23 protein-coding genes are annotated in these 22398 nt (G+C 70.0%); 2 read left to right on the top strand and 21 right to left on the bottom strand.

Annotation, left to right across the window (positions count from 1 at the left end; genetic code table 11):
- Window positions 1-390: HNH endonuclease signature motif containing protein (locus AC1DWC_RS11350; protein ID WP_477908065.1), on the top strand; the 390-nt coding region annotated here is incomplete at its 5' end.
- Between the two features lie 285 nt (window positions 391-675).
- Here the strand turns inward: AC1DWC_RS11350 and AC1DWC_RS11345 are convergent.
- The 18 genes from AC1DWC_RS11345 to AC1DWC_RS11260 form a co-directional block, all read right to left on the bottom strand.
- The gene (locus AC1DWC_RS11345; RefSeq protein WP_477908063.1) at window positions 676-1272 is read right to left on the bottom strand and encodes a nucleotidyltransferase family protein; all 597 of its coding nucleotides are present in this window, start codon (window positions 1270-1272) and stop codon (window positions 676-678) included.
- Window positions 1273-1336: 64 nt separating this feature from the next.
- Window positions 1337-1759, bottom strand: a complete 423-nt coding sequence (locus AC1DWC_RS11340) for a hypothetical protein (protein WP_477908061.1) — start codon at window positions 1757-1759, stop codon at window positions 1337-1339.
- Between the two features lie 64 nt (window positions 1760-1823).
- Window positions 1824-3788 (bottom strand): primosomal protein N', encoded by a 1965-nt coding sequence (locus tag AC1DWC_RS11335; RefSeq protein WP_477908087.1) that lies wholly within the window; start codon window positions 3786-3788, stop codon window positions 1824-1826.
- A gap of 176 nt (window positions 3789-3964) precedes the next feature.
- The gene (gene metK, locus AC1DWC_RS11330; RefSeq protein WP_477839353.1) at window positions 3965-5179 is read right to left on the bottom strand and encodes a methionine adenosyltransferase; all 1215 of its coding nucleotides are present in this window, start codon (window positions 5177-5179) and stop codon (window positions 3965-3967) included.
- 180 nt (window positions 5180-5359) lie between these two features.
- The gene (coaBC, locus tag AC1DWC_RS11325; protein WP_477908059.1) at window positions 5360-6640 is read right to left on the bottom strand and encodes a bifunctional phosphopantothenoylcysteine decarboxylase/phosphopantothenate--cysteine ligase CoaBC; all 1281 of its coding nucleotides are present in this window, start codon (window positions 6638-6640) and stop codon (window positions 5360-5362) included.
- Between the two features lie 9 nt (window positions 6641-6649).
- Window positions 6650-6952: a DNA-directed RNA polymerase subunit omega gene (gene rpoZ / locus AC1DWC_RS11320; RefSeq protein WP_072846880.1), complete on the bottom strand. Its 303-nt coding sequence runs from the start codon at window positions 6950-6952 to the stop codon at window positions 6650-6652.
- 113 nt (window positions 6953-7065) lie between these two features.
- Entirely contained in the window at window positions 7066-7650 is a 585-nt protein-coding gene (gmk, locus tag AC1DWC_RS11315) for a guanylate kinase (RefSeq protein WP_477839427.1), read from the bottom strand.
- Between the two features lie 62 nt (window positions 7651-7712).
- Window positions 7713-8033: an integration host factor, actinobacterial type gene (mihF, locus tag AC1DWC_RS11310; RefSeq protein WP_072846879.1), complete on the bottom strand. Its 321-nt coding sequence runs from the start codon at window positions 8031-8033 to the stop codon at window positions 7713-7715.
- A 126-nt stretch (window positions 8034-8159) separates the two neighbouring features.
- Window positions 8160-9035 (bottom strand): orotidine-5'-phosphate decarboxylase, encoded by an 876-nt coding sequence (gene pyrF / locus AC1DWC_RS11305; RefSeq protein WP_477908056.1) that lies wholly within the window; start codon window positions 9033-9035, stop codon window positions 8160-8162.
- Window positions 9032-12373, bottom strand: a complete 3342-nt coding sequence (carB, locus tag AC1DWC_RS11300) for a carbamoyl-phosphate synthase large subunit (protein WP_477908054.1) — start codon at window positions 12371-12373, stop codon at window positions 9032-9034. The genes pyrF and carB overlap by 4 nt, the downstream gene beginning before the upstream one ends.
- The gene (gene carA, locus AC1DWC_RS11295; protein WP_477908052.1) at window positions 12373-13539 is read right to left on the bottom strand and encodes a glutamine-hydrolyzing carbamoyl-phosphate synthase small subunit; all 1167 of its coding nucleotides are present in this window, start codon (window positions 13537-13539) and stop codon (window positions 12373-12375) included. The genes carB and carA overlap by 1 nt, the downstream gene beginning before the upstream one ends.
- Before the next feature lie 20 nt (window positions 13540-13559).
- Window positions 13560-14048 carry a PH-like domain-containing protein gene (locus AC1DWC_RS11290; RefSeq protein WP_477839429.1) on the bottom strand — a complete coding sequence of 163 codons (489 nt, stop codon included), beginning with the start codon at window positions 14046-14048 and terminating at the stop codon, window positions 13560-13562.
- A gap of 2 nt (window positions 14049-14050) precedes the next feature.
- Window positions 14051-15385: a dihydroorotase gene (locus tag AC1DWC_RS11285; RefSeq protein WP_477908050.1), complete on the bottom strand. Its 1335-nt coding sequence runs from the start codon at window positions 15383-15385 to the stop codon at window positions 14051-14053.
- Window positions 15382-16323: an aspartate carbamoyltransferase catalytic subunit gene (locus tag AC1DWC_RS11280; protein ID WP_477908048.1), complete on the bottom strand. Its 942-nt coding sequence runs from the start codon at window positions 16321-16323 to the stop codon at window positions 15382-15384. The genes AC1DWC_RS11285 and AC1DWC_RS11280 overlap by 4 nt, the downstream gene beginning before the upstream one ends.
- Entirely contained in the window at window positions 16320-16946 is a 627-nt protein-coding gene (pyrR, locus tag AC1DWC_RS11275; RefSeq protein WP_072846872.1) for a bifunctional pyr operon transcriptional regulator/uracil phosphoribosyltransferase PyrR, read from the bottom strand. The genes AC1DWC_RS11280 and pyrR overlap by 4 nt, the downstream gene beginning before the upstream one ends.
- 196 nt (window positions 16947-17142) lie before the next feature.
- Window positions 17143-17667 (bottom strand): transcription antitermination factor NusB, encoded by a 525-nt coding sequence (gene nusB, locus AC1DWC_RS11270; RefSeq protein ID WP_072846871.1) that lies wholly within the window; start codon window positions 17665-17667, stop codon window positions 17143-17145.
- Window position 17668: 1 nt separating this feature from the next.
- Complete coding sequence (efp, locus tag AC1DWC_RS11265; RefSeq protein ID WP_477908046.1) at window positions 17669-18232, bottom strand: elongation factor P; 564 nt, start codon at window positions 18230-18232, stop codon at window positions 17669-17671.
- A 16-nt stretch (window positions 18233-18248) separates the two neighbouring features.
- Window positions 18249-19355 carry a M24 family metallopeptidase gene (locus AC1DWC_RS11260; protein ID WP_477908044.1) on the bottom strand — a complete coding sequence of 369 codons (1107 nt, stop codon included), beginning with the start codon at window positions 19353-19355 and terminating at the stop codon, window positions 18249-18251.
- 100 nt (window positions 19356-19455) lie between these two features.
- On the opposite strand from AC1DWC_RS11260, the gene AC1DWC_RS11255 reads away from it, so the two are divergent.
- A complete protein-coding gene (locus AC1DWC_RS11255) occupies window positions 19456-20268 on the top strand; it encodes a B-4DMT family transporter (RefSeq protein WP_477908042.1) in 813 nt (270 codons plus the stop codon).
- A gap of 23 nt (window positions 20269-20291) precedes the next feature.
- On the opposite strand, the gene aroQ is transcribed toward AC1DWC_RS11255, so the two are convergent.
- Genes aroQ through AC1DWC_RS11240 form a run of 3 tightly spaced genes read right to left on the bottom strand, consistent with a single transcriptional unit; the run spans window position 20292 to window position 22383 of the window.
- Entirely contained in the window at window positions 20292-20717 is a 426-nt protein-coding gene (aroQ, locus tag AC1DWC_RS11250) for a type II 3-dehydroquinate dehydratase (RefSeq protein WP_477839374.1), read from the bottom strand.
- Window positions 20714-21826 (bottom strand): 3-dehydroquinate synthase, encoded by a 1113-nt coding sequence (aroB, locus tag AC1DWC_RS11245; protein ID WP_072843829.1) that lies wholly within the window; start codon window positions 21824-21826, stop codon window positions 20714-20716. Before aroB ends, aroQ begins: the two co-directional genes overlap by 4 nt.
- 53 nt (window positions 21827-21879) lie before the next feature.
- The gene (locus AC1DWC_RS11240; RefSeq protein ID WP_477908040.1) at window positions 21880-22383 is read right to left on the bottom strand and encodes a shikimate kinase; all 504 of its coding nucleotides are present in this window, start codon (window positions 22381-22383) and stop codon (window positions 21880-21882) included.
- Between the last annotated feature and the right edge of the window lie 15 nt (window positions 22384-22398).

The raw sequence follows: 22398 nt of genomic DNA, 5'->3' as shown, positions 1-22398 counted from the left end.
GCGGCCCGCATCTCCTGCGACGCGCAGATCACCGCGATCTTCGTCGACCGGGGCGGCAACCCTCTCGACGTGGGCCGCACCACCCGCGTCATCTCCCCGAAACTACGGAAGGCGTTGGTGGCCAGGGACTGCGGCTGCGCGTTCCCCGGCTGCGGGCGCCCCGCCGCCTGGACCGACGCACACCATGTTCGGCACTGGTCCAAGGGCGGACCCACCGCCCTGTCCAACCTCGTGCTGCTCTGCAAGAAGCACCACACGATCATCCACAAGAACCACTGGGCAGTGAAGATCGAATCGGACGGATTTCCTTGGTTCACACCCCCTGCCTGGGTGGACCCCTTACGAAGACCCCGGCCGGCTCACAACCGGCGCGCGATCCACGAAGTCTGACCAGGCACAGGCCTGAATACTCACCCACAACCGGTCTGCGCTGTGTCGACAGGGGCGCCGCGGGCGGTGGTCGATTCCCGGTCTTCCTCACGGCACAACTCGGCGGTCATCCGTCGCGTTGAGCGTATCCGCGATTCGGTGGATCCGGGCAGCGGCGTCGGCCCCGCCTCGAAGGTCAGGTCCTCGTACTGCTCGCGTTGAGCACCACGGACTGGGCGACCATCTGGTTCTGGCTGTCGCCCACGACGGACGCCCGGCCAACCCCCGCCTCAGCGCCTGCTCCGTTTAGCCGTCGGAATGATCCGGCCACGGAATAACCTTCAACCTCGGCCACTCCGCCAGCCACCGAGCTGCCTTCGCCTCGTAGACCTCCCGAGGCGCCAATACCGGGTTGGGCCGCAGCACCATGCCGAAGAGGTCATCGAACCCGTGCGGTGCATACACCCGGAGCTCGCCGTCTGCGGCTCTCGTGATACCGAAACAGCAGGTGGTGGATGCGAAGTGGTCGATCGCATCCTCGGTGCTGGCGAACGGGGCCGCAGGGACCCCGAAATGTTCCTCGTACCAAAGGTGGACCCTCGCCTCGTTGCGCACCTCGACGGGCCGGCCGATGTCGGCGAAGAGCGTCTCGGCTCTCCTGATGATCCGGTCCTCGGCGTCGTAGCGCAGGTCCGATGCGTCGAAGTAGAAGAGGTCGTAGTCCCTGATGCCGGCCCGCAGATCGCGTCCGTCCAGGTGGTTCCAGACCGTCTGAAACACCCCACCAGCGGTGAGGTACCAGTCTCGAACACCGAGTTCGTCGGCGCGATCGACAATCCTGCGCACGTCGGGGTTGGCGAGCACGATCTCGAGCATTCGATGCTCGTCAGCGTGTGAGCTCACGACGACAATCTTGTACGGCGGCGGCCGCATTCGTGGTGTCCCCGTCCACTGCGCGATCGTCTTGTCACGCCACCGCCCTGCCGGTGGAGGATCGCTCACCGGCGAACTTGGCGGCCGCGACACCCAGCGCGATGGCGCTGAACGTCCCGCACCACAGGATCCAGGCACCCGCGTAGTACAGCAGCCACAGCGCGAACCGGAGTTGGATCACGATGAACGGGATCAACGCGATAGATCGAAAGGTTCGCAGGTCGCCGGCTCGGTACAGGATCTCGGCGAGGACGCAGACCGCCGCAAGCACCGTGAAGAACGGCAGGTTGTGCCATTTCAGGGCGTTGGTCCAGTAGGACTCACCCGAAACCCAGCTCATGCGTTCAGACGCGTAGTAGCCCAGTACACAACCGGTCAGCCAGTAGATCGTTGGCGCCGAGGCTGCCCGCGACAGCAGGCTGCGCCTGCCCACGGGGTTGGACACGGACTCTTCCACGGCTTCGAACTGTACTGATGGCCGAGGTGCCGGGAACTGGAAACCTCCCCGACGGGCCGCCGAGTCAGCCGATCCGCACCGGATCCATCTGCACCCGAACCGAACCCACGGCCCGCCGCGCACTCCGCACCGCCTGCGCCTCCGCCAACGCACGGGCCAACGCACCTCCCGCGGCCCGCGGCACCCGCAGCAACATCCGCTCCACCTCGACCGGTTCGGGTCCGTCACCGGAGAACGGCAACCGCTCCCCCGGCGGCAACGGCACCGGACCCAACGGCTCCACCCCGTCGGGCAGCGCCGCCGCCGCGAGCAGGTCCTCGATGGCGGCCCGGCCGCCGTCGACCGCGGCCAGGTGCACCGCGGGCGGGAAGCCGACCTCCGCCCGCTGCTCGAGCTGAGACTGCGCCGCCCCCACCGGATCCCACCGCACCAGGGCCTGCACGGTCGGCAGCCCCGCGTCGGCAACCACCACCACCTTGCCGCCGGCACCCGCCGGGCGCACCAGCGCGCCCGCCGTCATCCAGCGTCGCAGCGTCTCCTCCTCCGCCCGCAGGTCGGCCCGGCCGAGCAGCGCCCAGCCGTCGAGCAGCAGCGCGGCGCCGTAGCCACCCGGCATCACCGGCTCCGCCCCCACCGTCGCGACCACCAGGCTGGCACCGCCAGGCACCGTCGCGGACACCTCACCGCCACCGGAGGTGCGAACGGGCACCCCGGGAAACGCGCGCCCCAGTTCCTCGGCCGTCCGGCCCGCGCCCACCACCACCGCGCGCAGCGAACGGTTTCCGCAGACCTGGCACCGATGGTTCGCGTCGGCGACACCGCACCACCGGCAGGCCGGCGTGCCCGCGCCGTCCGGCCCCACCGCCGACGGCAGCGACAACGGACCGTTGCAGCGGCGGCACCGGGCGGGCGCCCGGCACTTCCCACAGGCCAACGACGGGACGTAACCGCGACGCGGCACCTGCACCAGCACCCCCGCACCCGCCGTCAACGCCTCCCGGGCCGCGGCGAACGCGATCGCGGGCAGTCGCGCCGCCCGCGCCCCCGGGTCACGGGCCAAGGCGTGGTCGCTGTCGGCCAGCGCGGTCACGTGCGGCGCCCGGGCCCGCACCTCCGGCCGCCCCGCGACCAGGTCGTGTGCCCAGCCGGAGTCCACCAGCGCCTGCGCCTCCGCGGTCCGCGCATGACCTCCCAGGATCACCGCGCAGCCGGTGCCGAAGGCCCGCAGCAACGCCACCTCCCGGGCATGCGGGTAGGGCGAGCGCGGCTCCGAGTGGTTGTCGTCCCCGTCGTCCCACACCGCGATCAACCCGAGCTCGGGGACCGGAGCGAACACCGAACTGCGGGTACCGACCACAATCCGTGCGGTGCCTCGCAGCGCGGCCAGCCAGCGCCGATACCGCAGCGCGGGACCCAGTCCCGCCGCCAGCGGCACCACCAGGTCGTCACCGACCAGCGCGACGCACGCGGCCGCCACCCGGTCCAGGTCCTTCTGGTCCGGCACCACCAGCACCGCGGACCTGCCCCCGCCCGCGACGACGGCAGCCAGCTCCGCCAGCCTCGTCGGCCAGTCCTCGCCGGGCAGCGCCTGCCAGGCCGCCCGCGGACCACGGCCGGCCTGCACCGCGGACACGAAGGCCTCGCCGTGCACGTAGGCAGCCCACGCCTCGACATCCGGGACCACCTCCGGCGCCGTCACCGGCTCGGGCACCGGCTCGGCCTCGACCCGCGCGTGCCGCGGCGGCACCGCCAGCCGCAGCACGTCCGCGCGGGTGCCGGCGTACCGGCGGGCGACGGCGTCGACGAGATCGGAGACCTCCGGGGTCAGGACCCGCTCGGCCGAGACCACCCGGTCGAGCCAGCCCAGCTTGCCGGGGTGCTCGCTGGTCGCAACGCGGGCGACGATGAACCCGTCGACCAACCGGCCCGCGAAACGCACCCGCACCCGCACCCCGGGCTGCGCCTGTTCGTCGAGTTCGACCGGAACACGGTAGTCGAACTCCCGGTCCAGGTGCGCGAGCGGCATCATCGGAAGTACTCGGGCGACAGGCAGTTCCGGCGCGGGCTCGCGCTCGGCCTTCACCGCCACGGGACCACCCGCACATGTCGGTGCAGGGTGTGCCGACAGCGACCCGGCCCGAGGCTCCGCCCGAGAGCAGACGAGCCGCCCACCACGATCGGTGAGCGGCTCGGTGCTGACGCCATTTACAGCCCGGCGGCCGCGCGCAGCTTCTCGGCGCGGTCCGTGTGCTCCCAGGGCAGGTCGATGTCGGTGCGACCGAAGTGCCCGTAGGCCGCGGTCGGCGCGTAGATCGGCCGCAGCAGGTCCAGGTCACGGATGATCGCGCCGGGACGCAGGTCGAAGATCTCGGTGATCGCGGTCTGGATGCGAGCCGGGTCGACCTTCTCGGTGCCGAACGTCTCGACGAACAGTCCGACCGGCGCCGCCTTGCCGATGGCGTAGGCAACCTGCACCTCGATGCGCTCGGCCAGGCCTGCGGCGATCGCGTTCTTGGCAACCCAGCGCATGGCGTACGCCGCGGACCGGTCGACCTTCGACGGGTCCTTGCCCGAGAAGGCGCCGCCGCCGTGACGTGCCATGCCGCCGTAGGTGTCGACGATGATCTTGCGACCGGTCAGGCCGGCGTCGCCCATCGGACCGCCGAGGACGAACTTGCCGGTCGGGTTGACCAGCAGTCGCACGTTCGAGGTGTCGAGATCGGTGTCACCGAGGTCGGCGAGCACCGAGCCGAGCACCTTCTCCCGGACGTCGGGGGTCAGCAGGTTGTCCAGGTCGATGTCCGCGGCGTGCTGGGTGGAGACGACGACGGTGTCGAGTCGGACGGCCTTGTCGCCGTCGTACTCGATGGTGACCTGGGTCTTGCCGTCCGGACGCAGGTACGGCAGCACGCCGGTCTTGCGGACCTCGGTGAGCCGGCGGGAGAGCCTGTGCGCCAGCGCGATCGGCAGCGGCATCAGTTCCGGGGTGTCGGTGCACGCGTAGCCGAACATCAGGCCCTGGTCGCCGGCGCCCTGACGGTCGATCTCGTCGTCGGTGACGCCGTCGACGCGAGCCTCGTGCGAGTGGTCGACGCCCTGCGCGATCTCGGGCGACTGCGCGCCGATCGCGATGTTCACGCCACAGGAGTTGCCGTCGAAGCCCTTGGCGGACGAGTCGTAGCCGATGCCGAGGACGACGTCGCGAACGATCTTCGGGATGTCGGCGTAGGCGGTGGTGGTGACCTCACCGGCGACGTGCACCTGGCCTGTGGTGACCAGGGTCTCGACGGCGACACGGCTGCGGGGATCCTGCTCGAGCAGCGCATCCAGGATGGAGTCGCTGATCGCGTCACAGATCTTGTCCGGATGGCCCTCGGTCACGGACTCGCTGGTGAATAGCCGACTACCGGACTTGCTCACAGATCTCCCTCTCGCCAACGCTGCTGTTGTGTACCGAGCCAAACCTAGTGCGAGGCACGGCAGATGTGCACTGCTGAAATCACGTCAAAACCGAAATTCACGAAGATCGGGAATCGCGCCGAACCCGACGCGACACCGATTTCCACATTACGAGCTTTTTTCACATTACGAGCACCGGACTCAGCCGGCACTCGCGCCCCCGCCGACGGCCAGCAATGCCGACGTCGCGTCGACGACCCGGCTCGCCATCAGCGACTTGGAGCCGTGCGCCAGCGCCCGCTCCGAACCGTCGGCGCCGAGGATCCAGCCGCTGTTGTCGTCGACCTCGAAGGCCTTGCCCTCGCCGACCGCGTTGACCACCAGCAGGTCGCAGCCCTTGCGGGCGAGCTTGCTGCGGGCGTGGGTGAGCACGTCGCCCTGCGCGTCCCCGGTCTCGGCGGCAAAACCGACGATCGCGGTGGTCAGCGGCAGGTCGCCGTCGTTGCGTGCCTTCACCAGCCCCGCCAGGATGTCGTCGTTGCGGGTCAGCGGGATCATGTCCGGCTCGTCCGCGCCCTTCTTGATCTTGGCGGTGGCCACCGTGGACGGACGGAAGTCGGCGACGGCAGCGGCCATCACCACGGCCTCCGCACCGACCGCGGCCTTGTCGACGGCCTCGCGCATCTCCTGCGCGGTGCGCACCCGGACCACGTCGACCGCGGCCGGGTCGGACAGTTCCGCGGTGTATCCGGCGATCAGCGTGACCTGGGCGCCGCGCTGCGCCGCGAGCCGGGCAATGGCGTAGCCCTGCTTGCCGGAGCTGCGGTTGCCGAGGAACCGGACCGGGTCCAGTGGCTCACGGGTACCGCCGGCGGAGACCACGATGCGACGACCCTCGAGGTCCCGGGGCAGCGCATCGGGACGCTCCAACAGCAGCGTCGCGAGCCCGACGATCTCGTCCGGTTCGGGCAGCCGACCGGCGCCGGTGTCCTTGCCGGTGAGCCGGCCGGACGCGGGTTCGATCACGGTGATGCCGCGCGAGCGCAGGGTCGCCACGTTCGCGACCGTGGCCGGGTGTTCCCACATCTCGGTGTGCATCGCGGGTGCGAACACGACCGGACAGCGGGCGGTGAGCAGGGTCGCGGTGAGCAGGTCGTCCGCGCGGCCGTGGGCAGCGCGGGCCATCAGGTCCGCGGTCGCCGGGGCGATGACGACCAGGTCCGCCTCCTGGCCGAGCCGTACGTGCGGCACCTGCGGCACGTCCGTGAAGACACCGGTCTGCACCGGGTTCCCGGACAGCGCCTCGAAGGTCGCGCTGCCGACGAACTCCAGCGCGGCCTCGGTCGGGATCACCCGGACGTGGTGTCCGCTCTCGGTGAAGCTGCGAATGATCGCGCAGGCCTTGTAGGCCGCAATGCCGCCACCCACTCCGACGACAATGCGCCGGTGCCGGGTGGCGGCACCCGAGTCAAGTTCGGTCACGGCCGGCGGTCACTCGCCTTCGGTGTGCTCGAGCAGATCGGCGTGGATCTCGCGCAGCGCGATGGAGAGCGGCTTCTCCTGCAGGCCGGGCTCGACGAGCGGGCCGACGTACTCGAGGATGCCGTCACCGAGCTGGTTGTAGTAGTCGTTGATCTGACGGGCCCGCTTGGCCGAGTAGATGACCAGCGCGTACTTCGAGGAGGTGCGCTCGAGCAGCTCGTCGATCGGCGGGTTGGTGATACCGAGCGGGGTGTCGTACGCCGGCACGCCGTGGCGATCGGCTTCGGACGCGGCTGTCTGAGTGGCACTCATGTGCGTATCTCCTGAAATTGGTCGGCGCTGGGTCAAGCTTTGTGTACTAGTCAGGACTGACTGGAGGTCAGAGCTGGGTACAAGTCGGTACGGCGAAATACGACGGCGGTCGGCTACCGCTGACCACCAGCCAACAAGGATACCAACTCCTCGCAAGCACGATCGACATCCTCGTTCACGATGACCGTGTCGAACTCGTCCTTGGCCGCCAGTTCGACCTTCGCGGTCTCCAGGCGGCGGGCCACAACCTCTGCCGACTCGGTGCCCCGCGAGGTGAGCCGGGACACCAGCTCCTCCCAGCTCGGGGGCGCCATGAAGGCGAGGACCGCCTCCGGCATCGCAGCGCGCACCGCGCGGGCGCCGACCAGGTCCACCTCCACCAGCACCGGATGGCCGGCCTCGAGGGCCGCCTCCACCGGGGCCGCCGGGGTGCCCGAACGCTGCAACCCGCCGTGGATGTCCGCCCACTCGAGCAGTTCGCCCGCTTCGATCATCCGCTCGAACTCGGCCGCCGTGACGAACCGGTAGTCCTTGCCGTCCACCTCGCCGGGGCGAGGGTCTCTTGTCGTGGCAGACACGCTGAAGACCAGTTCCGGCATGCGTTCGTGGAGCTTGCGCACCACGCTCGACTTGCCTACGGCGGAGGGGCCGGCCAGAACTACCAGCCGACCCCTCTGCACTGCACTGTCCCCGGCCACATTCACCGAGGTGGTCTTGCTGCTGTCTGACACCTGTTCTGCGTCAGCCACCACGTTTGTTCTCAGGCCTCGAAATCGAACCTGGTCAGCAGGGCCTTGCGCTGACGATCGCCGAGTCCGCGCAGACGGCGCGTCGGGGCGATCTCCAGCTCGGTCATGATCTCCTGCGCCTTGACCTTGCCCACCTTGGGGAGGGCCTCGAGCAGGGCGGACACCTTCATCTTGCCGAGAATCTCGTTCTCTTCGGCGTCCTTGAGGACCTGCTTCAGGTCGGTGCCGCCGCGCTTGAGGCGCTCCTTGAGCTCAGCCCTGGCCTTACGGGCGGCAGCCGCCTTCTCCAAAGCAGCGGCGCGCTGCTCATCAGTCAACTGGGGAAGGGCCACGGTTCCTCCGTCTCGTAGTGTGCAAATAGTGTTCAACCACTGGATAACCAGCGGCGATAGCGACCGTACTCACGCTTCGCCACGATTGCTAACTCGCCCCCGGACTCCGGTGGCGAATCTCGTCAGCTATGCGAGTCCGGCCTCGACCTCGTCGCGGACCCGTTCCGCCGCCGCACGCAGCGCCGAAACTGAGGGACCGTGACGAAGTACATCACGAGAAGTGTTGGGCAACAACAACTCTCGTGAATCATAGAATATCTCTGCGAGATCGGCCACAGTGGCACCCTGCGCGCCCAGCCCGGGCGCCAGGATCGGACCGGAAAACTCCGACAAATCCAATCCGTGCCCGCGTGTCGCACCCACGACCAGGCCGACCGTGTCCCGGCCATCACGGTTGTGCGCGACCGCGTCGTCCACCACCGACTGTGCCACAGACACCGCCTGGACTGCGGAAACCTCGCCGTCCGGGGCGCCGGAACCCGACGTTTCGGACAACCGGGCACCCTGCAGGCGCCCGCCCTCCGGGTTGGAGGTGCGCGCCAGCACGAACACCCCCCGCCCCGTCTCCGACGCCAGCGTCAGCGCCGGGTCGAGCGACCCGAAGCCGAGGTAGGGCGACGCCGTGACGGCGTCCGAGGCCAACGGAGAGCCGTCGCCGAGCCAGGACTGCGCGTAGGCGGCCATGGTCGAGCCGATGTCGCCACGCTTCGCGTCAGCGACCACCAGCGTGCCCGCCGAGCGCACCACCGAGATGGTGCGCTCGAGCACGGCATAGCCGGCGGAGCCGTAGGCCTCGAAGAACGCGACCTGAGGCTTCACCAGGGCCACCTCCCCGACGAAGGCCTCCACGCAGATCTCGGAGAACGCCTCGACGCCCTCCGCGGTCTCCGGCAGCCCCCACGCCTGCAACAGCGACGGGTGCGGGTCGATGCCCACGCACAGCCGGCCCCGGGCTCCGATCGCGGATCGGAGCCGGTGACCCCAACTGTGGCCGTGGCTCATGACCGCGCTGCCGGCTCGCGCAGCGTCGCGTGCAGGTCCTGCAGGGACTGCACCCCGATGTCGCCACGGATGGCGGCCTCGATGCCCTGCACCGCCGCGGAGGCGCCCTGGACGGTGGTGATGCACGGGATGGTCGCCGCCACCGCCGCGCTGCGGATCTCGTAGCCGTCCACACGGGGGCCCGAGTTGCCGTACGGGGTGTTGATCACCATGTCGATCTCGCCGGCCCGGATCTGGTCGACGATGGTCTGCGCGCCCTCCGGGTGGTCCTCACCCGACTGCTTGTAGACCTGCTCGCACGCGATGCCGTTGCGGCGCAGCACGTCCGCGGTGCCCTCGGTGGCCAGGATGGTGAACCCGAGGTCGGCGAGCCGCTTCACCGGGAAGATCAGCGACCGCTTGTCCTTGTTGGCCACCGACACGAACACCGAACCCGACGTCGGCAGCGAGCCGTACGCCGCGGTCTGGCTCTTGGCGAACGCGGTGCCGAAGTCGGAGTCGATGCCCATGACCTCGCCCGTCGACTTCATCTCGGGGCTGAGCAGGGTGTCGACGCCGGTGCCGTCCGCCTTGCGGAAACGGTTGAACGGCAGCACCGCCTCCTTGACCGCGATCGGCGCGCCGGCCGGGGTGTTGCCCCCGTCGCCCGTAGCGGGCAGCACACCGCTCGCCCGCAGGTCCGCGATGGACTCGCCCAGCATGACGCGGGCGCAGGCCTTGGCCAGCTGCACCGCGGTCGCCTTGGAGACGAACGGCACGGTCCGGCTGGCCCGCGGGTTCGCCTCGAGCACGTAGAGGATGTCGTCCTTGAGCGCGTACTGGACGTTGAGCAGGCCCTTGACGCCGATGCCCTTCGCCAGCGCCTCGGTGGACCGGCGCACGTTCTCCAGGTCCGCCCGGCCCAGGGTGATCGGCGGCAGCGCGCAGGCCGAGTCGCCGGAGTGGATGCCGGCCTCCTCGATGTGCTCCATCACGCCGCCGAGGTACACCTCGGTGCCGTCGCACAGTGCGTCGACGTCGATCTCGACCGCGTCCTCCAGGAACCGGTCGACCAGCACCGGCCGGTCGTCGGAGATCTCGGTGGCACGAGAGATGTAGTCCTGCAACGACTTCTCGTCGTACACGATCTCCATGCCGCGACCACCGAGCACGTAGGACGGGCGCACCAGCACCGGGTAGCCGATGCCGGCCGCGATCTCGCGGGCACCGTCGAAGGTGGTGGCGGTGCCGAACTTCGGCGCGGGCAGGCCGGCCTCGGTGAGCACCCGGCCGAACTCGCCGCGGTCCTCCGCCAGGTCGATGGCCTCGGGGCTGGTGCCCACGATCGGGACGCCCGCCGCCTTGAGCCGCTTCGCCAGGCCCAGCGGCGTCTGGCCGCCGAGCTGGACGATGACGCCCGCGACCGTGCCGGAGATCGACTCCGCGCGGTACACCTCGAGCACGTCCTCGAACGTCAGCGGCTCGAAGTACAGACGGTCCGCCGTGTCGTAGTCGGTGGAGACGGTCTCGGGGTTGCAGTTGACCATGACGGTCTCGTAGCCGGCCTCGGACAGCGTCAGCGCCGCGTGCACGCAGGAGTAGTCGAACTCGATGCCCTGGCCGATGCGGTTCGGGCCGGACCCGAGGATCAGCACCTTGGGACGCTCGGTCTGCGGCGCCACCTCGGACTCTGCCTCGGGGTCGAGCTCGTACGTGGAGTAGTGGTACGGCGTCTTGGCCTCGAACTCGGCCGCGCAGGTGTCGACCGTCTTGTAGACCGGGTGCACCTTCAGCTCGTCACGCAGGGCGCGGACGCCGTCCTCGTCGCCGAGTTCGGGGCGCAGCGCGGCGATCTGCCGGTCGGACAGGCCGTGGTACTTCGCCTGGCGCAGCAGCTTCTCGTCGAACGCCGCCGCCTCGCGGATCTCGTTGCCCAGCTCGTGGATCTGGAGCATCTGGTCGAGGAACCACGGATCGATCTTGGTGGCCTCGAAGAGCTGCTCGACGGTGGCGCCGAGGGCAAAGGCCTTCTCGATGCCGTACATCCGGCCGTCCTGCGGAACGCTCAGGTCGGCGAGCAGCGACTCCAGGTCGGTGGCCTCCACCTCGGGGCCGGTCCAGTAGCCCGCGCGCTTGGTCTCGAGCGAGCGCATCACCTTGCCGAAGGCCTCGGTGAAGTTGCGGCCGATGCTCATCGCCTCGCCCACGGACTTCATCGTGGTGGTGAGCGTGCCGTCGGCGCCGGGGAACTTCTCGAAGGCGAACCGCGGCGCCTTGACGACGACATAGTCGAGCGTCGGCTCGAAGCAGGCCGGCGTCTCCTTGGTGATGTCGTTGACGATCTCGTCGAGCGTGTAGCCGATTGCCAGCTTGGCGGCCATCTTCGCGATCGGGTAGCCGGTCGCCTTCGACGCCAGCGCCGACGAGCGCGAGACCCGCGGGTTCATCTCGATGACGACCAGGCGGCCGTCCGTCGGGTCCATCGCGAACTGGATGTTGCAGCCGCCGGTGTCGACGCCCACCTCACGCAGGATGTCGATGGAGAGGTCGCGCATGGCCTGGTACTCGCGGTCGGTCAGCGTCATCGCCGGGGCGACGGTGACCGAGTCGCCGGTGTGCACACCGACCGGGTCGACGTTCTCGATGGAGCAGACGATCACGACGTTGTCGCGGCCGTCGCGCATCAGCTCGAGCTCGTACTCCTTCCAACCGAGGATGGACTCCTCGATCAGGACGTTCGCGGTCGGCGACGCGGCCAGGCCGCCACCGGCGATCCGGTTCAGGTCCTCCTCGTTGTACGCCATGCCCGAGCCGAGGCCGCCCATGGTGAACGAGGGGCGCACGACCACCGGGTAGCCGAGTTCGGCGACCGTGGCGTGCACCTCGTCCATCGTGTAGCAGACGGCGGACTTCGCGGACTCGCCGCCGACCTTGGCGACGATGTCCTTAAACTTCTGCCGGTCCTCGCCGCGCTGGATGGCGTCGAAGTCGGCGCCGATCAGCTCGACGTCGTACTTCTCGAGGATGCCCTGCTCGTGCAGCGCGACCGCGGTGTTCAGCGCGGTCTGGCCGCCGAGGGTGGCGAGCACCGCGTCGATCGGGTGACCCTTGGCCGCCTCGAGCGCGATGACCTTCTCGACGAACTCGGCGGTGATCGGCTCGACGTAGGTGGCGTCGGCGAACTCCGGGTCGGTCATGATGGTGGCCGGGTTGGAGTTGACCAGGCTCACGCGCAGGCCCTCCTCGCGCAGCACGCGGCAGGCCTGGGTGCCCGAGTAGTCGAACTCACAGGCCTGGCCGATCACGATCGGCCCGGAGCCGATCACCAGGATGTGCTTGAGATCTGTGCGGCGTGGCATTACTTGCTGCCTTTCTTGGTCGAGCGAGCCTCGAGCAAGCCGGTGAAACGGTCGAAGAGGTATGCGGCGTCGTGCGGGCCTGCGGCGGCCTCGGGGTGGTACTGGACGGAGAAGGCGGAGTCGTCGAGCAGCCGGACGCCCTCCACGGCCCCGTCGTTGGCGCAGGTGTGGCTGACCACGGCCCGGCCGAAGGGGGTGTCGAACTCCTGTCCGGCCTCACCCTCGAGGGCGAACCCGTGGTTCTGCGCGGTGATCGCGATGCGACCGGTGTGGTGCTCGATGACCGGGATGTTGATGCCCCGGTGACCGAACTTCATCTTGTAGGTCTCCATGCCGAGTGCGCGGCCGAGGATCTGGTTGCCGAAGCAGATGCCGAACAGCGGCAGGCCCTGGCCGAGCACCTCCTTGGTCAGGTGCACCGCGCCGTCGGCGGTGGCCGGGTCGCCCGGTCCGTTGGACAGGAACACCCCGTCGGCCTCGAGGTCGAGGATCTGCTCGAGCGTCGCGTTGGACGGCAGCACGTGTACCCGAATGCCACGCTCGGCGAACATCCGCGGGGTGTTGGTCTTGATGCCGAGGTCGATCGCGGCGACCGTGAACCGGGCGTCACCGCCGGTGGGCTCGACGATGTAGCCGCTGGTGGTGCTGACCTCACCCGCGAGGTCCGCGCCGAGCATGGTCGGCTGCTGCCGGACCCGGTCCACCATGATGTCGTCCGCCGCCAGGGCGTCGCCGGAGAAGACGCCGGCCTTCATGGAACCGCGGGTACGCAGGTGCCGCACCAGGGCCCGGGTGTCGATGCCGGCGATGCCGACGATCCCCTGCTCCTCGAGCTTGGCCTGCAGCGAACCCGTCGCCCGCCAGCTCGAGGTGACGCGGGAGGGGTCCCGGACGACGTAGCCGGCCACCCAGATCTTGGCGCCGGCGGCGTCGCCGGTGGGGCCGACGGACTCGTCGTCCTCGTCGTTCCAGCCGGTGTTGCCGATCTGCGGCGCCGTGGACACCACGATCTGGCGGTGGTAGCTGGGATCGGTGAGGGTCTCCTGGTAACCGGTCATACCGGTGCTGAAGACCGCCTCGCCCAGGGTCTGCCCGACCGCACCGAAGGTGCTGCCGCGGAAGACCCTGCCGTCCTCGAGGACCAGGACCGCTGCCGAATTGCTCACGCGTTCTCTCCGTTCAACGCTCATGAGGCGTTCTCTTCGTTCACCCAGGCCGGGTACACACTCTTGTCGTCTCCACGGAAGCCGGTGTCGATCTCGGTCCCGGTGGGCAACTCCCACCGGATCACCAGCACTCCGTCCTTGCTCATGACCTTGCCCGCGAGCCCGCGCTCGGTTCGGATCGCGCGGATCGAGTCCTGCGGGATCCAGATCGCCGACGCGCCGTCGCGTTCGAGCAGCACACCCGCCTCGTAGCGGGACAGGTCTCCGGTCGCGCGGTAGCCGAGGTCGCCGACCGCGATCCGGTCCTGCCAGCTCGGCGCCAGCGTGCTGCCGACGTACAGTCCGCTGCTCGGTTCGATCAGCCGGGCGCCCAGTTCGGCGGGCGGCTCCGGCAGCACGCCGATCCGGTCCTGCTGGCGGCGGGCACGGCCCTTCCAACCCCAGTACATCAGCGCCACCATGACCACCCAGAACACCACGAATCCGAGGGTCAGCAGCAGCCGGTCCATGCTCATCGCTGTACCAGCCCGTCCCGGACGGTGACCCGGCCGCGCAGCAGGGTGGTGGTCACGCGGGCGGCGAAGGTCATCGCCTCGAACGGGGTGTTCGCGGCGATGGACGCAAGTTCCGGCCCCCGCACCGTCCACTCCCGCTGCGGGTCGACGAGCGTCAGGTTCGCCGGCTCGCCGACCGCGATCGGCCGGCCCTGGTCGGTCAGCCCGACGATCTCGGCGGGCCGCTCGCTCATCACCTTGGCCACGCCGCGCCAGTCCAGCAGGCCGGGCTCGACCATCGTCTGCGCGACGATCGCCAGCGCCGTCTCCAGGCCGAGCATGCCGGGCCGGGCCGCCGAGAACTCGCAGCACTTGTCCTGCTCGGCGTGCGGCGCGTGGTCGGTGGCGACGCAGTCGATGACGCCCTCGGCCAGGCCCTTGCGCAGCGCCTCGACGTCGCTGCGCTCACGCAGCGGCGGGTTCACCTTGTTCACCGCGTCGTACGTCTCGAGCCGCGAGTCGTCGAGCAGCAGGTGGTGCGGGGTGACCTCGGCGGTGATAGAGATGCCCTGCCCGCGCGCCCACTTCATCAGCTCGACGGTGCCGGCGGTCGACGCGTGGCAGATGTGCACGCGGGCGCCGGCGTCGCGGGCCAGCAGCGCGTCGCGGGCCACGATCGACTCCTCGGCGGCGCGCGGCCAGCCGGCCAGTCCGAGCCGGGCCGCGGTCGGGCCCTCGTGCGCGACGGCGCCGACGGTCAGGCGCGGCTCTTCCGCGTGCTGCGCGATGAGCACCCCGAGCGAGCTGGAGTACTCGAGTGCGCGACGCATGATCAGCGGGTCGTCCACGCAGTGGCCGTCGTCGGAGAACATCTTGACCTTGCCGATGCCCGCCGCCATGGTCGCCATCTCGGCGAGCTGCTTGCCCTCGAGCCCGACGGTCACGGCACCGACCGGGTGCACGTCGACCAGGCCGACCTCCTGCCCGCGTCGCCACACGTGGTCGGTGATGACCACGGAGTCCGCGACGGGGCTGGTGTTCGCCATCGCGAACACCGCGGTATAGCCGCCGAGCGCGGCGGCTGCGGACCCGGACTCGATGGTCTCGGTGTCCTCGCGGCCGGGCTCACGCAGGTGGGTGTGCAGGTCCACGAAGCCGGGCAGCAGCACCTGGCCGTCGGCCACGACGACCTCCGCGCCCTCGGGCACGTCGAGTCCGGCGCCGATCGCGAGGATCTCGCCGTCGCCGACCAGCACGTCCTGCGGCTCGCCCTCGCCGTACAGGCGGGCGCCGCGGATCAGGACCCCGCCGCGGGCGAAGCCTCGGGAAGTGTTTCTGGCCTCACCGGTCACAGCGCTGCCCCCTCGGTACCGACCAACAACCCGAACAGGACCGCCATGCGAATGTGAACTCCGTTCGTGACCTGCTGCAGCACAGCAGTTTTCGGTGAATCCGCGACGGCGGAGGCGATCTCCATGCCGCGCAGCATCGGACCGGGGTGCAGCACCACGGCATGCTCGGGGAGCATCGCGAGCCGCTTCTCCGAGAGCCCGTAAGTGATCGAGTACTCGCGCTGCGACGGGAAGAACCCGCCGTTCATCCGCTCGGCCTGCACGCGCAGCATCAGCACCGCGTCGGCGCCGGGCAGTTCCGCGTCGAGCGAGTGCGAGACCGTCACCGGCCAGGTGGAGACGCCGATCGGCAGCAGCGTCGGCGGCGCGACCAGCACCACCTCGGCGCCCAGCAGCGAGAGCAGGAAGGCGTTGCTGCGTGCGACGCGGCTGTGCAGGATGTCGCCGACGATCACGACGCGCTTGCCCTCGATCGAGCCGAGTCGCTGACGCAGGGTCAGCGCGTCGAGCAGCGCCTGGGTGGGGTGCTCGTGGGTGCCGTCGCCGGCGTTGATCACGGCCGGGCCGTCGTCCCCGTCCGCGGTCCACTCGGCGATCCGGTGCGCGGCACCGGAGGCGGGGTGGCGCACGATCAGCGCGTCCGCGCCGGCCGCCCGCAGCGTCATCGCGGTGTCCCGCAGCGACTCGCCCTTGGAGACCGAGGAACTCGAGGCGCTGACGTTGATCACGTCGGCGCTCATCCACTTGCCGGCCACCTCGAACGAGACCCGGGTGCGGGTGGAGTTCTCGAAGAAGACCGTCATGACGGTGCGACCCCGGAGCGTCGGCAGCTTGCGGACCTCGCGGCCGAGCAGCGCCTGCTCGAACCGTTCGGCCTCGTCGAGCAGCCCGGTGGCGGTCTCGACCGTGAGGTCCGAGACCGAGAGAAGATGCTTCACTTGCCCGCTCCCCCGTTTGCCCCGTCGCCCGGCGCCGCCTGGACGCCGCCGCTGAGCGTGACGCTGTCAACGCCGTCATGCTCCACGAGCTGCACCTTTACGTCCTCGGTGCGCGCGGTGGGCACGTTCTTGCCGACGTAGTCCGCCCGCAGCGGCAGTTCGCGGTGCCCGCGGTCCACCAGGACGGCGAGCTGCACGGCCTTGGGCCGGCCGAGGTCGCGCAACCCGTCGAGGGCCGCGCGCACGGTGCGTCCGGAGAACAGCACGTCGTCGACGAGCACCACCAGCGCGTTGTCGACGCCGCCGTCGGGCACGGAGGTGCGCTCGAGCGGACGGTGCGGCTTCGTCCGCAGGTCGTCGCGGTAGAGGGTGATGTCGAGCGAGCCGGTCGGCGGGCGGACCCCCGAGAACTCCTCGATCTTGTTCGCCAGCCTGGTCGCCAGGGTGGTGCCGCGCGTCGGGATGCCGATCAACACCACGCGGGGCGGGTCGGTCTCAGCGTCGAGCGCGGTCTTCTCGATGATCTGGTGCGCGATACGGGCGATCGTGCGGCCCACGTCGGCGGGAGACAACAGCTCCCTGGTCGCCGGTGACTCGGCGGAGGACGGCTCTGGGGAGAGCAAACTGGACCTCCTTCTCCGCCTCTCGGGACGGGTCGTTAAAGGATGTCTGACGTCGTCGAGCGTATCAGCGCGCGACCACCGGGACGGCAGCGGCGCCGGGTGTGCTCAGCCACACCGGCCGGCGGGCGGCGGAGACGACGAACGCCGCGGACCGATTCTCGATCGGTCCGCAGCGTTCGTGTCTGCACGGTCTTCCTCAGGCCTCGTCGCCGGAGGCCGAAACCGGGTCCGACTCCGGTTCGGCGGGCCGCGCCGACTGCGCGGTGGCGGCGGCCGCCGCCCGCACCTGAGGCGCGACGAGCACCACCTGTCCGAGCACGCCGTTGACGAACGCGGGCGAGTCGTCGGTGGAGAGCTCCTTCGCGAGCTCCACCGCCTCGTCCACCGCGACGACGGGCGGCACGTCCGTGGCGTGGAAGAGCTCCCACACCGCGATCCGCAGGATCGCCCGGTCCACCGCGGGCAACCGCTCCAGCGTCCAGTCCTGCAGGTGGTCGGCGATGACCCGGTCCAGGCGGTCCAGGTTCTCCGCCACCCCGGTCACCACGGTGACGGTGTACGGGCTGACCGGCGCGACGGTCTCGTCGCGGGTGGCCATCGTCGTCCGCTCGGAGGCCAGGGCCACCGGGTCGACGTCGCGGGCCTCGGCCTCGAAGAGGAAGTCGACGGCGCGCTTGCGGGCCTTGTGCCGGGCGCCGAACTTCTTGTGACTGCTCGACACGCTACGAATTCACGCGACCCAGGTAGTTGCCGTCACGCGAGTCGATCTTCAGCTTGTCGCCGGTGTTGACGAACAGCGGGACCTGCACCTCGGCGTCGGTCTCGAGGATGGCGGGCTTGGTACCACCGGTGGAGCGGTCGCCCTGCAGACCCGGGTCGGTGTGCTTGACGAGCAGCTCGACGGTGACGGGCAGCTCGACGAACAGCGGCGCGTCCTCGTGCGTGGCGACCTGGACATGCATGTTCTCGAGCAGGAATCGGGCCTGGTCCCCGACCGTCGCCTCGCTGATCGAGATCTGGTCGTAGGTGTCGCCGTCCATGAAGACGTAGTCGCTACCGTCGTGGTACAGGTACGTCATGTCGCGGCGGTCGACGGTCGCCGTCTCGACCTTCACGCCGGCGTTGAAGGTCTTGTCGACGTTCTTGCCGGAGAGCACGTTCTTGAGCTTGGTGCGCACGAAGGCCGGGCCCTTGCCGGGCTTGACGTGCTGGAACTCGATGATCTGCCACAGCTGACCCTCGATCTTCAGCACGAGCCCGTTCTTGAAATCACTGGTATCTGCCACTTACTTCGCGTCTCCTTCAGACGATGACGAAATCCTTGCTGGTGAGAGTGAGGAGCTCCGGCTCCTGCTCGCGAACGACGAGCGTGTCCTCGATCCTGACGCCACCGCGCCCGGAGAAGTACACACCCGGCTCGACGGTCACCACCGCACCGCAAAGGAGTGTACCGGTGCCGAGCGCTCCGATCCCCGGTGCTTCGTGGATCTCCAGCCCCACCCCGTGCCCGAGACCGTGCAGGAACAGCTCCCCGTGACCCGCGTCGGCGATCACCGACCGCGCCGCGGCGTCGACGGCCGACACCTCGACACCGGGTGCCAGGGCGGCGCGGCCCGCCGCCTGTGAACTCGCGACGAGGTCGTACACCTCGCGCTGCCAGTCCGCCGCGACGCCCAGCACGTAGGTCCGCGTCATGTCGGAGTGGTAGCCGCCGACCTGCGCACCGAAGTCGAGCTTGACGAAGTCGCCGGTCGCGAGCACCGCGGCGGTGGGCCGGTGGTGCGGGACCGCCGAATTCGCCCCGGCCGCGACGATGGTCTCGAACGAGATGCCGTCGGCGCCGTGCTCGAGCATCAGGAACTCCAGCTCCCGCCCGACCTCCCGCTCGGTGCGACCGGGCCGCAGCCCCCCGCGTTCGACCAGCACCGCCAGTGCCAGGTCCGCGACCGCGCAGGCCCGGCGCAGCAACCCGATCTCGTGCTCGTCCTTGACCATTCGCAGCTGTTCGACCGTGCCGGGGGTCCGGACGAACTCGAGGTCCGGCGCCGCCGACTGCCAGCCGGACAGGTTGTCGACCGTCACCACGTGGGACTCGAAACCGACCCGGGAGACCGGTGCGGCGGACAGCCCGCGCACCAACGCCGCGGCGCCGGCCCGGTCTATCAGCGAGGGCAGGTCCGGCACCTGCGCCGCCACCTGCGTCAGGTACCGGCCGTCGGTGCAGATCACGGTCCGGTCCTCGGAATCGGCGGAGTCCCGGGCGTCGACGACCAGCGCGGCGCTGGACCCGGTGAAGCCGGTCAGGTACCGGATGTTGAGCAGGTCGGTGACGAGCATCGCGTCGAGGCCGCGGTCGCGAATCTGCGCGCGCAACGCGGCCCGGCGGGACTCGTGATCGGCGGAGGACATGGCCCCAACCTACGGCAGCGGAACCCGTCACGAGCGTCACCCGGAGCGGTCGCTGTGGGTTAGGACACAGACCTGTCGTGACGGTCGTTACGCTGTCGGCATGAACTCGTGGCTTCTTCGTGGACTCGGGATGGCGTTTGTGCACGTGGTGACACGTGTACTGCTCGGAATCGCCGTCACCGAATGGCCCCTGCACGGCACCTCACTGCGGTGGGTCAGCATCGTCGTGGTGATTCTCGCGGCGCTGATCTGGGGTGGCCTCGACGGCATCCGTGACGCGCGTGCGTACCCGGGTGAGGACGAGGGCGCCGACCTCACCATGATGTGGCTCAAGGCCTCCGTCCTCGCCGGCCTGCTCGCGGGCGCGGTCGTCTGGGTGGTGGGCATGGTCAGCGACATCGCCCTCGGCGAGAACTCGCTGTTCTTCGAACTGACCTCCGGCGCGGCCTTCACGGTGCTGCTCGTCTTCATCCCCGCGACCCTCGGCGGCGCCATCGGCCGCCTCATCGTCCGGCGCGACGCGAAGAAGTCCGTCGCCGCCCCGGTCGCGGTCGGCGCCACGGGTGCGGCCGAGTCCGCGTACAACGACGATTACATCGACGCGGGCTCCGAGACCGTCGCCTACGCCGAGGAGGGCTACGCCGAGTCCGACTGGACGTACGAGCACGGCGCCGGCGAGCAGGTCCCGAACGGCCAGTACCCCGACGCCCAGGACCCCAACGCGCAGGGCGGGTACTACCAGCAGAACGCCTACCCCGAGGGCGGCTACAGCGACCCGTCCGCGGACACCGAGGTCTTCCGGGCCGTGCAGCCGCAGTCCGACGACACCGTCGTCTTCCCCGCGATCCAGGACCCCCCCCCCCCCCCCCCCCCCCCCCCCCCCCACGAGTGTGTGAACAGCTCGGTGAGGTAGCGCCACCGCTCGGCGAGAAGCCGCTAACGCTCCGCGAGGAACCTCAGCGCCAACGGATATCCGGCGACGCCGCACCCCACGATCACGCCGGTCGCGATCGCGCTCAGGTACGACTGGTGACGGAACTCCTCGCGGGCGTGCACGTTCGAGATGTGCACCTCGACCAGTCCGGCCTCCAGCTCCGCGCAGGCGTCCCGCAGGGCAATCGAGGTGTGGGTGAGCGCGCCGGCGTTGAGCACCACCGGCTCCCCCGCGTCCGCGGCCGCATGGATCCAGCCGAGCAGCTCGGCCTCGCTGTCGCTCTGCCGAACCTGCACCTCGACACCGAGTTCGGCCGCGGACCGCTCGCACAGCGCGACCAGGTCGGCGTAGGTGGTCGCGCCGTACACCTCGGGCTGGCGCTTTCCGAGCCGGCCGAGGTTGGGCCCGTTGATCACCTGGATCCTCACAGCAGCACCGTCCCCCTGCCCGCGGCGTCACCCTCACGGGCGACGGCGGAGTAGGCGGCGGCCAGCAGCGACGGGTCCGGGCCCTCGAGGCGGCCGGGCTTGGCCAGGCCGTCGAGCACCACGAAGCGGAGCATCCCGGCACGGTTCTTCTTGTCCGTCTGCATGCCCTTGACCAGGTCCGCGAACGCATCGGCGTCGTAGCCGGTGGGCAGGCCCACGGCGGTGAGCACGCTGCGGTGCCGGTCCGCGGTGGCGTCGTCGAGGCGACCCGCCAGGCGACCCAGTTCGGCGGCGAACACCAGGCCCACCGACACGGCCGCGCCGTGCCGCCAGCGGTACTTCTCGCGACGCTCGATGGCGTGGCCGAGGGTGTGGCCGTAGTTGAGGATCTCGCGCAGGTCGGACTCGCGCAGGTCGGCCGCCACCACACGGGCCTTGACCTCGATCGAGCGTCGGATCAGTTCGGGCAGCACGGTGCCGGTGGGGTCGAGCGCGGCCTCGGGGTCGGCCTCGATCAGGTCGAGGATCACCGGGTCCGCGATGAAGCCGGTCTTGATGACCTCGGCCATGCCCGCGACGATCTCGTTGCGCGGCACCGTCTCGAGCGTCGCGAGGTCCACCAGCACGGCGGACGGCTCGTGGAAGGAGCCGACCAGGTTCTTGCCGGCGTCGGTGTTGATCCCGGTCTTGCCGCCGACGGCCGCGTCGACCATCGCCAGCAGGGTGGTCGGCACGTGCACGATCCGGACGCCGCGCATCCAGGTCGCGGCGACGAAGCCGGCGAGGTCGGTGGCGGCGCCGCCGCCGAGGCTGACGACGGCGTCGCTGCGGGTCAGGCCGATGCGTCCGAGGACGTCCCAGCAGAACTCCGCGACCTTCAGGTCCTTGCCGTCCTCGGCGTCGGGGATCTCGACGCGGTGCGCGTCGATGCCCTTCGCGGCGAGCGCGGCGCGCACGGCCTCGGCGGTCTGCGCCAGCGGCGGCTGGTGGAAGATCGCCACCGTGCGGGTGCCGATCAACTCGTCGACGAGTTCACCGAGCAGTCCGCGCCCGATGATCACCGGGTAGGGGCTCGCCGTCTTGACCTCGACACGTACCGGTTCGGTCACTGTGCTGTTCTCCGCTTCTGTGCGCAGGGCCTGCTCGTTGTCTGTCACGTTCTCTACCCCAGCTTCGTGAGGATCTGCTGCACCACCCGCGCGGGGCTGCGACTGTCGGTGCGCACCCGGATCGTCGACACCTCACGGTAGAGCGGGCGCCGGCGACGCATCAGGTCCCGGTACTTCTGGCGCGGGTCTCCCCCGTTGAGCAGGGGCCGGGAGTCGTTGGTGCCGGTGCGCTTGAGCCCCTCGGAGATGCTGATCTCCAGGTACACCACCGTATGCCCGACCAGTCGGGCGCGGGTGGCGGCGGACAGGATTGCGCCGCCGCCGAGCGAGACGATGCCGTCCTGCTCGAGCAGCGCCCGCCGGACCATGTCCTCCTCGAGCGCCCGGAACACCGGTTCGCCGTCCTTCGCGAAGATGTCCGGGATGGTGCGTCCGGTCTCCTCCTCGATCGCGACGTCGGTGTCGAAGACGTCCACGTCGAGTGCCCGGGCGAGCCGGCGACCGATCGTGGACTTACCCGCTCCCGGCGGCCCGACCAGCACCGCGACGGGACTCATCGGGACTCACGACCG

The sequence above is a fragment of the Rhodococcus sp. P4_C10 genome (assembly GCF_056402135.1).
This window is presented reverse-complemented; position numbering and strand designations above follow the sequence as displayed.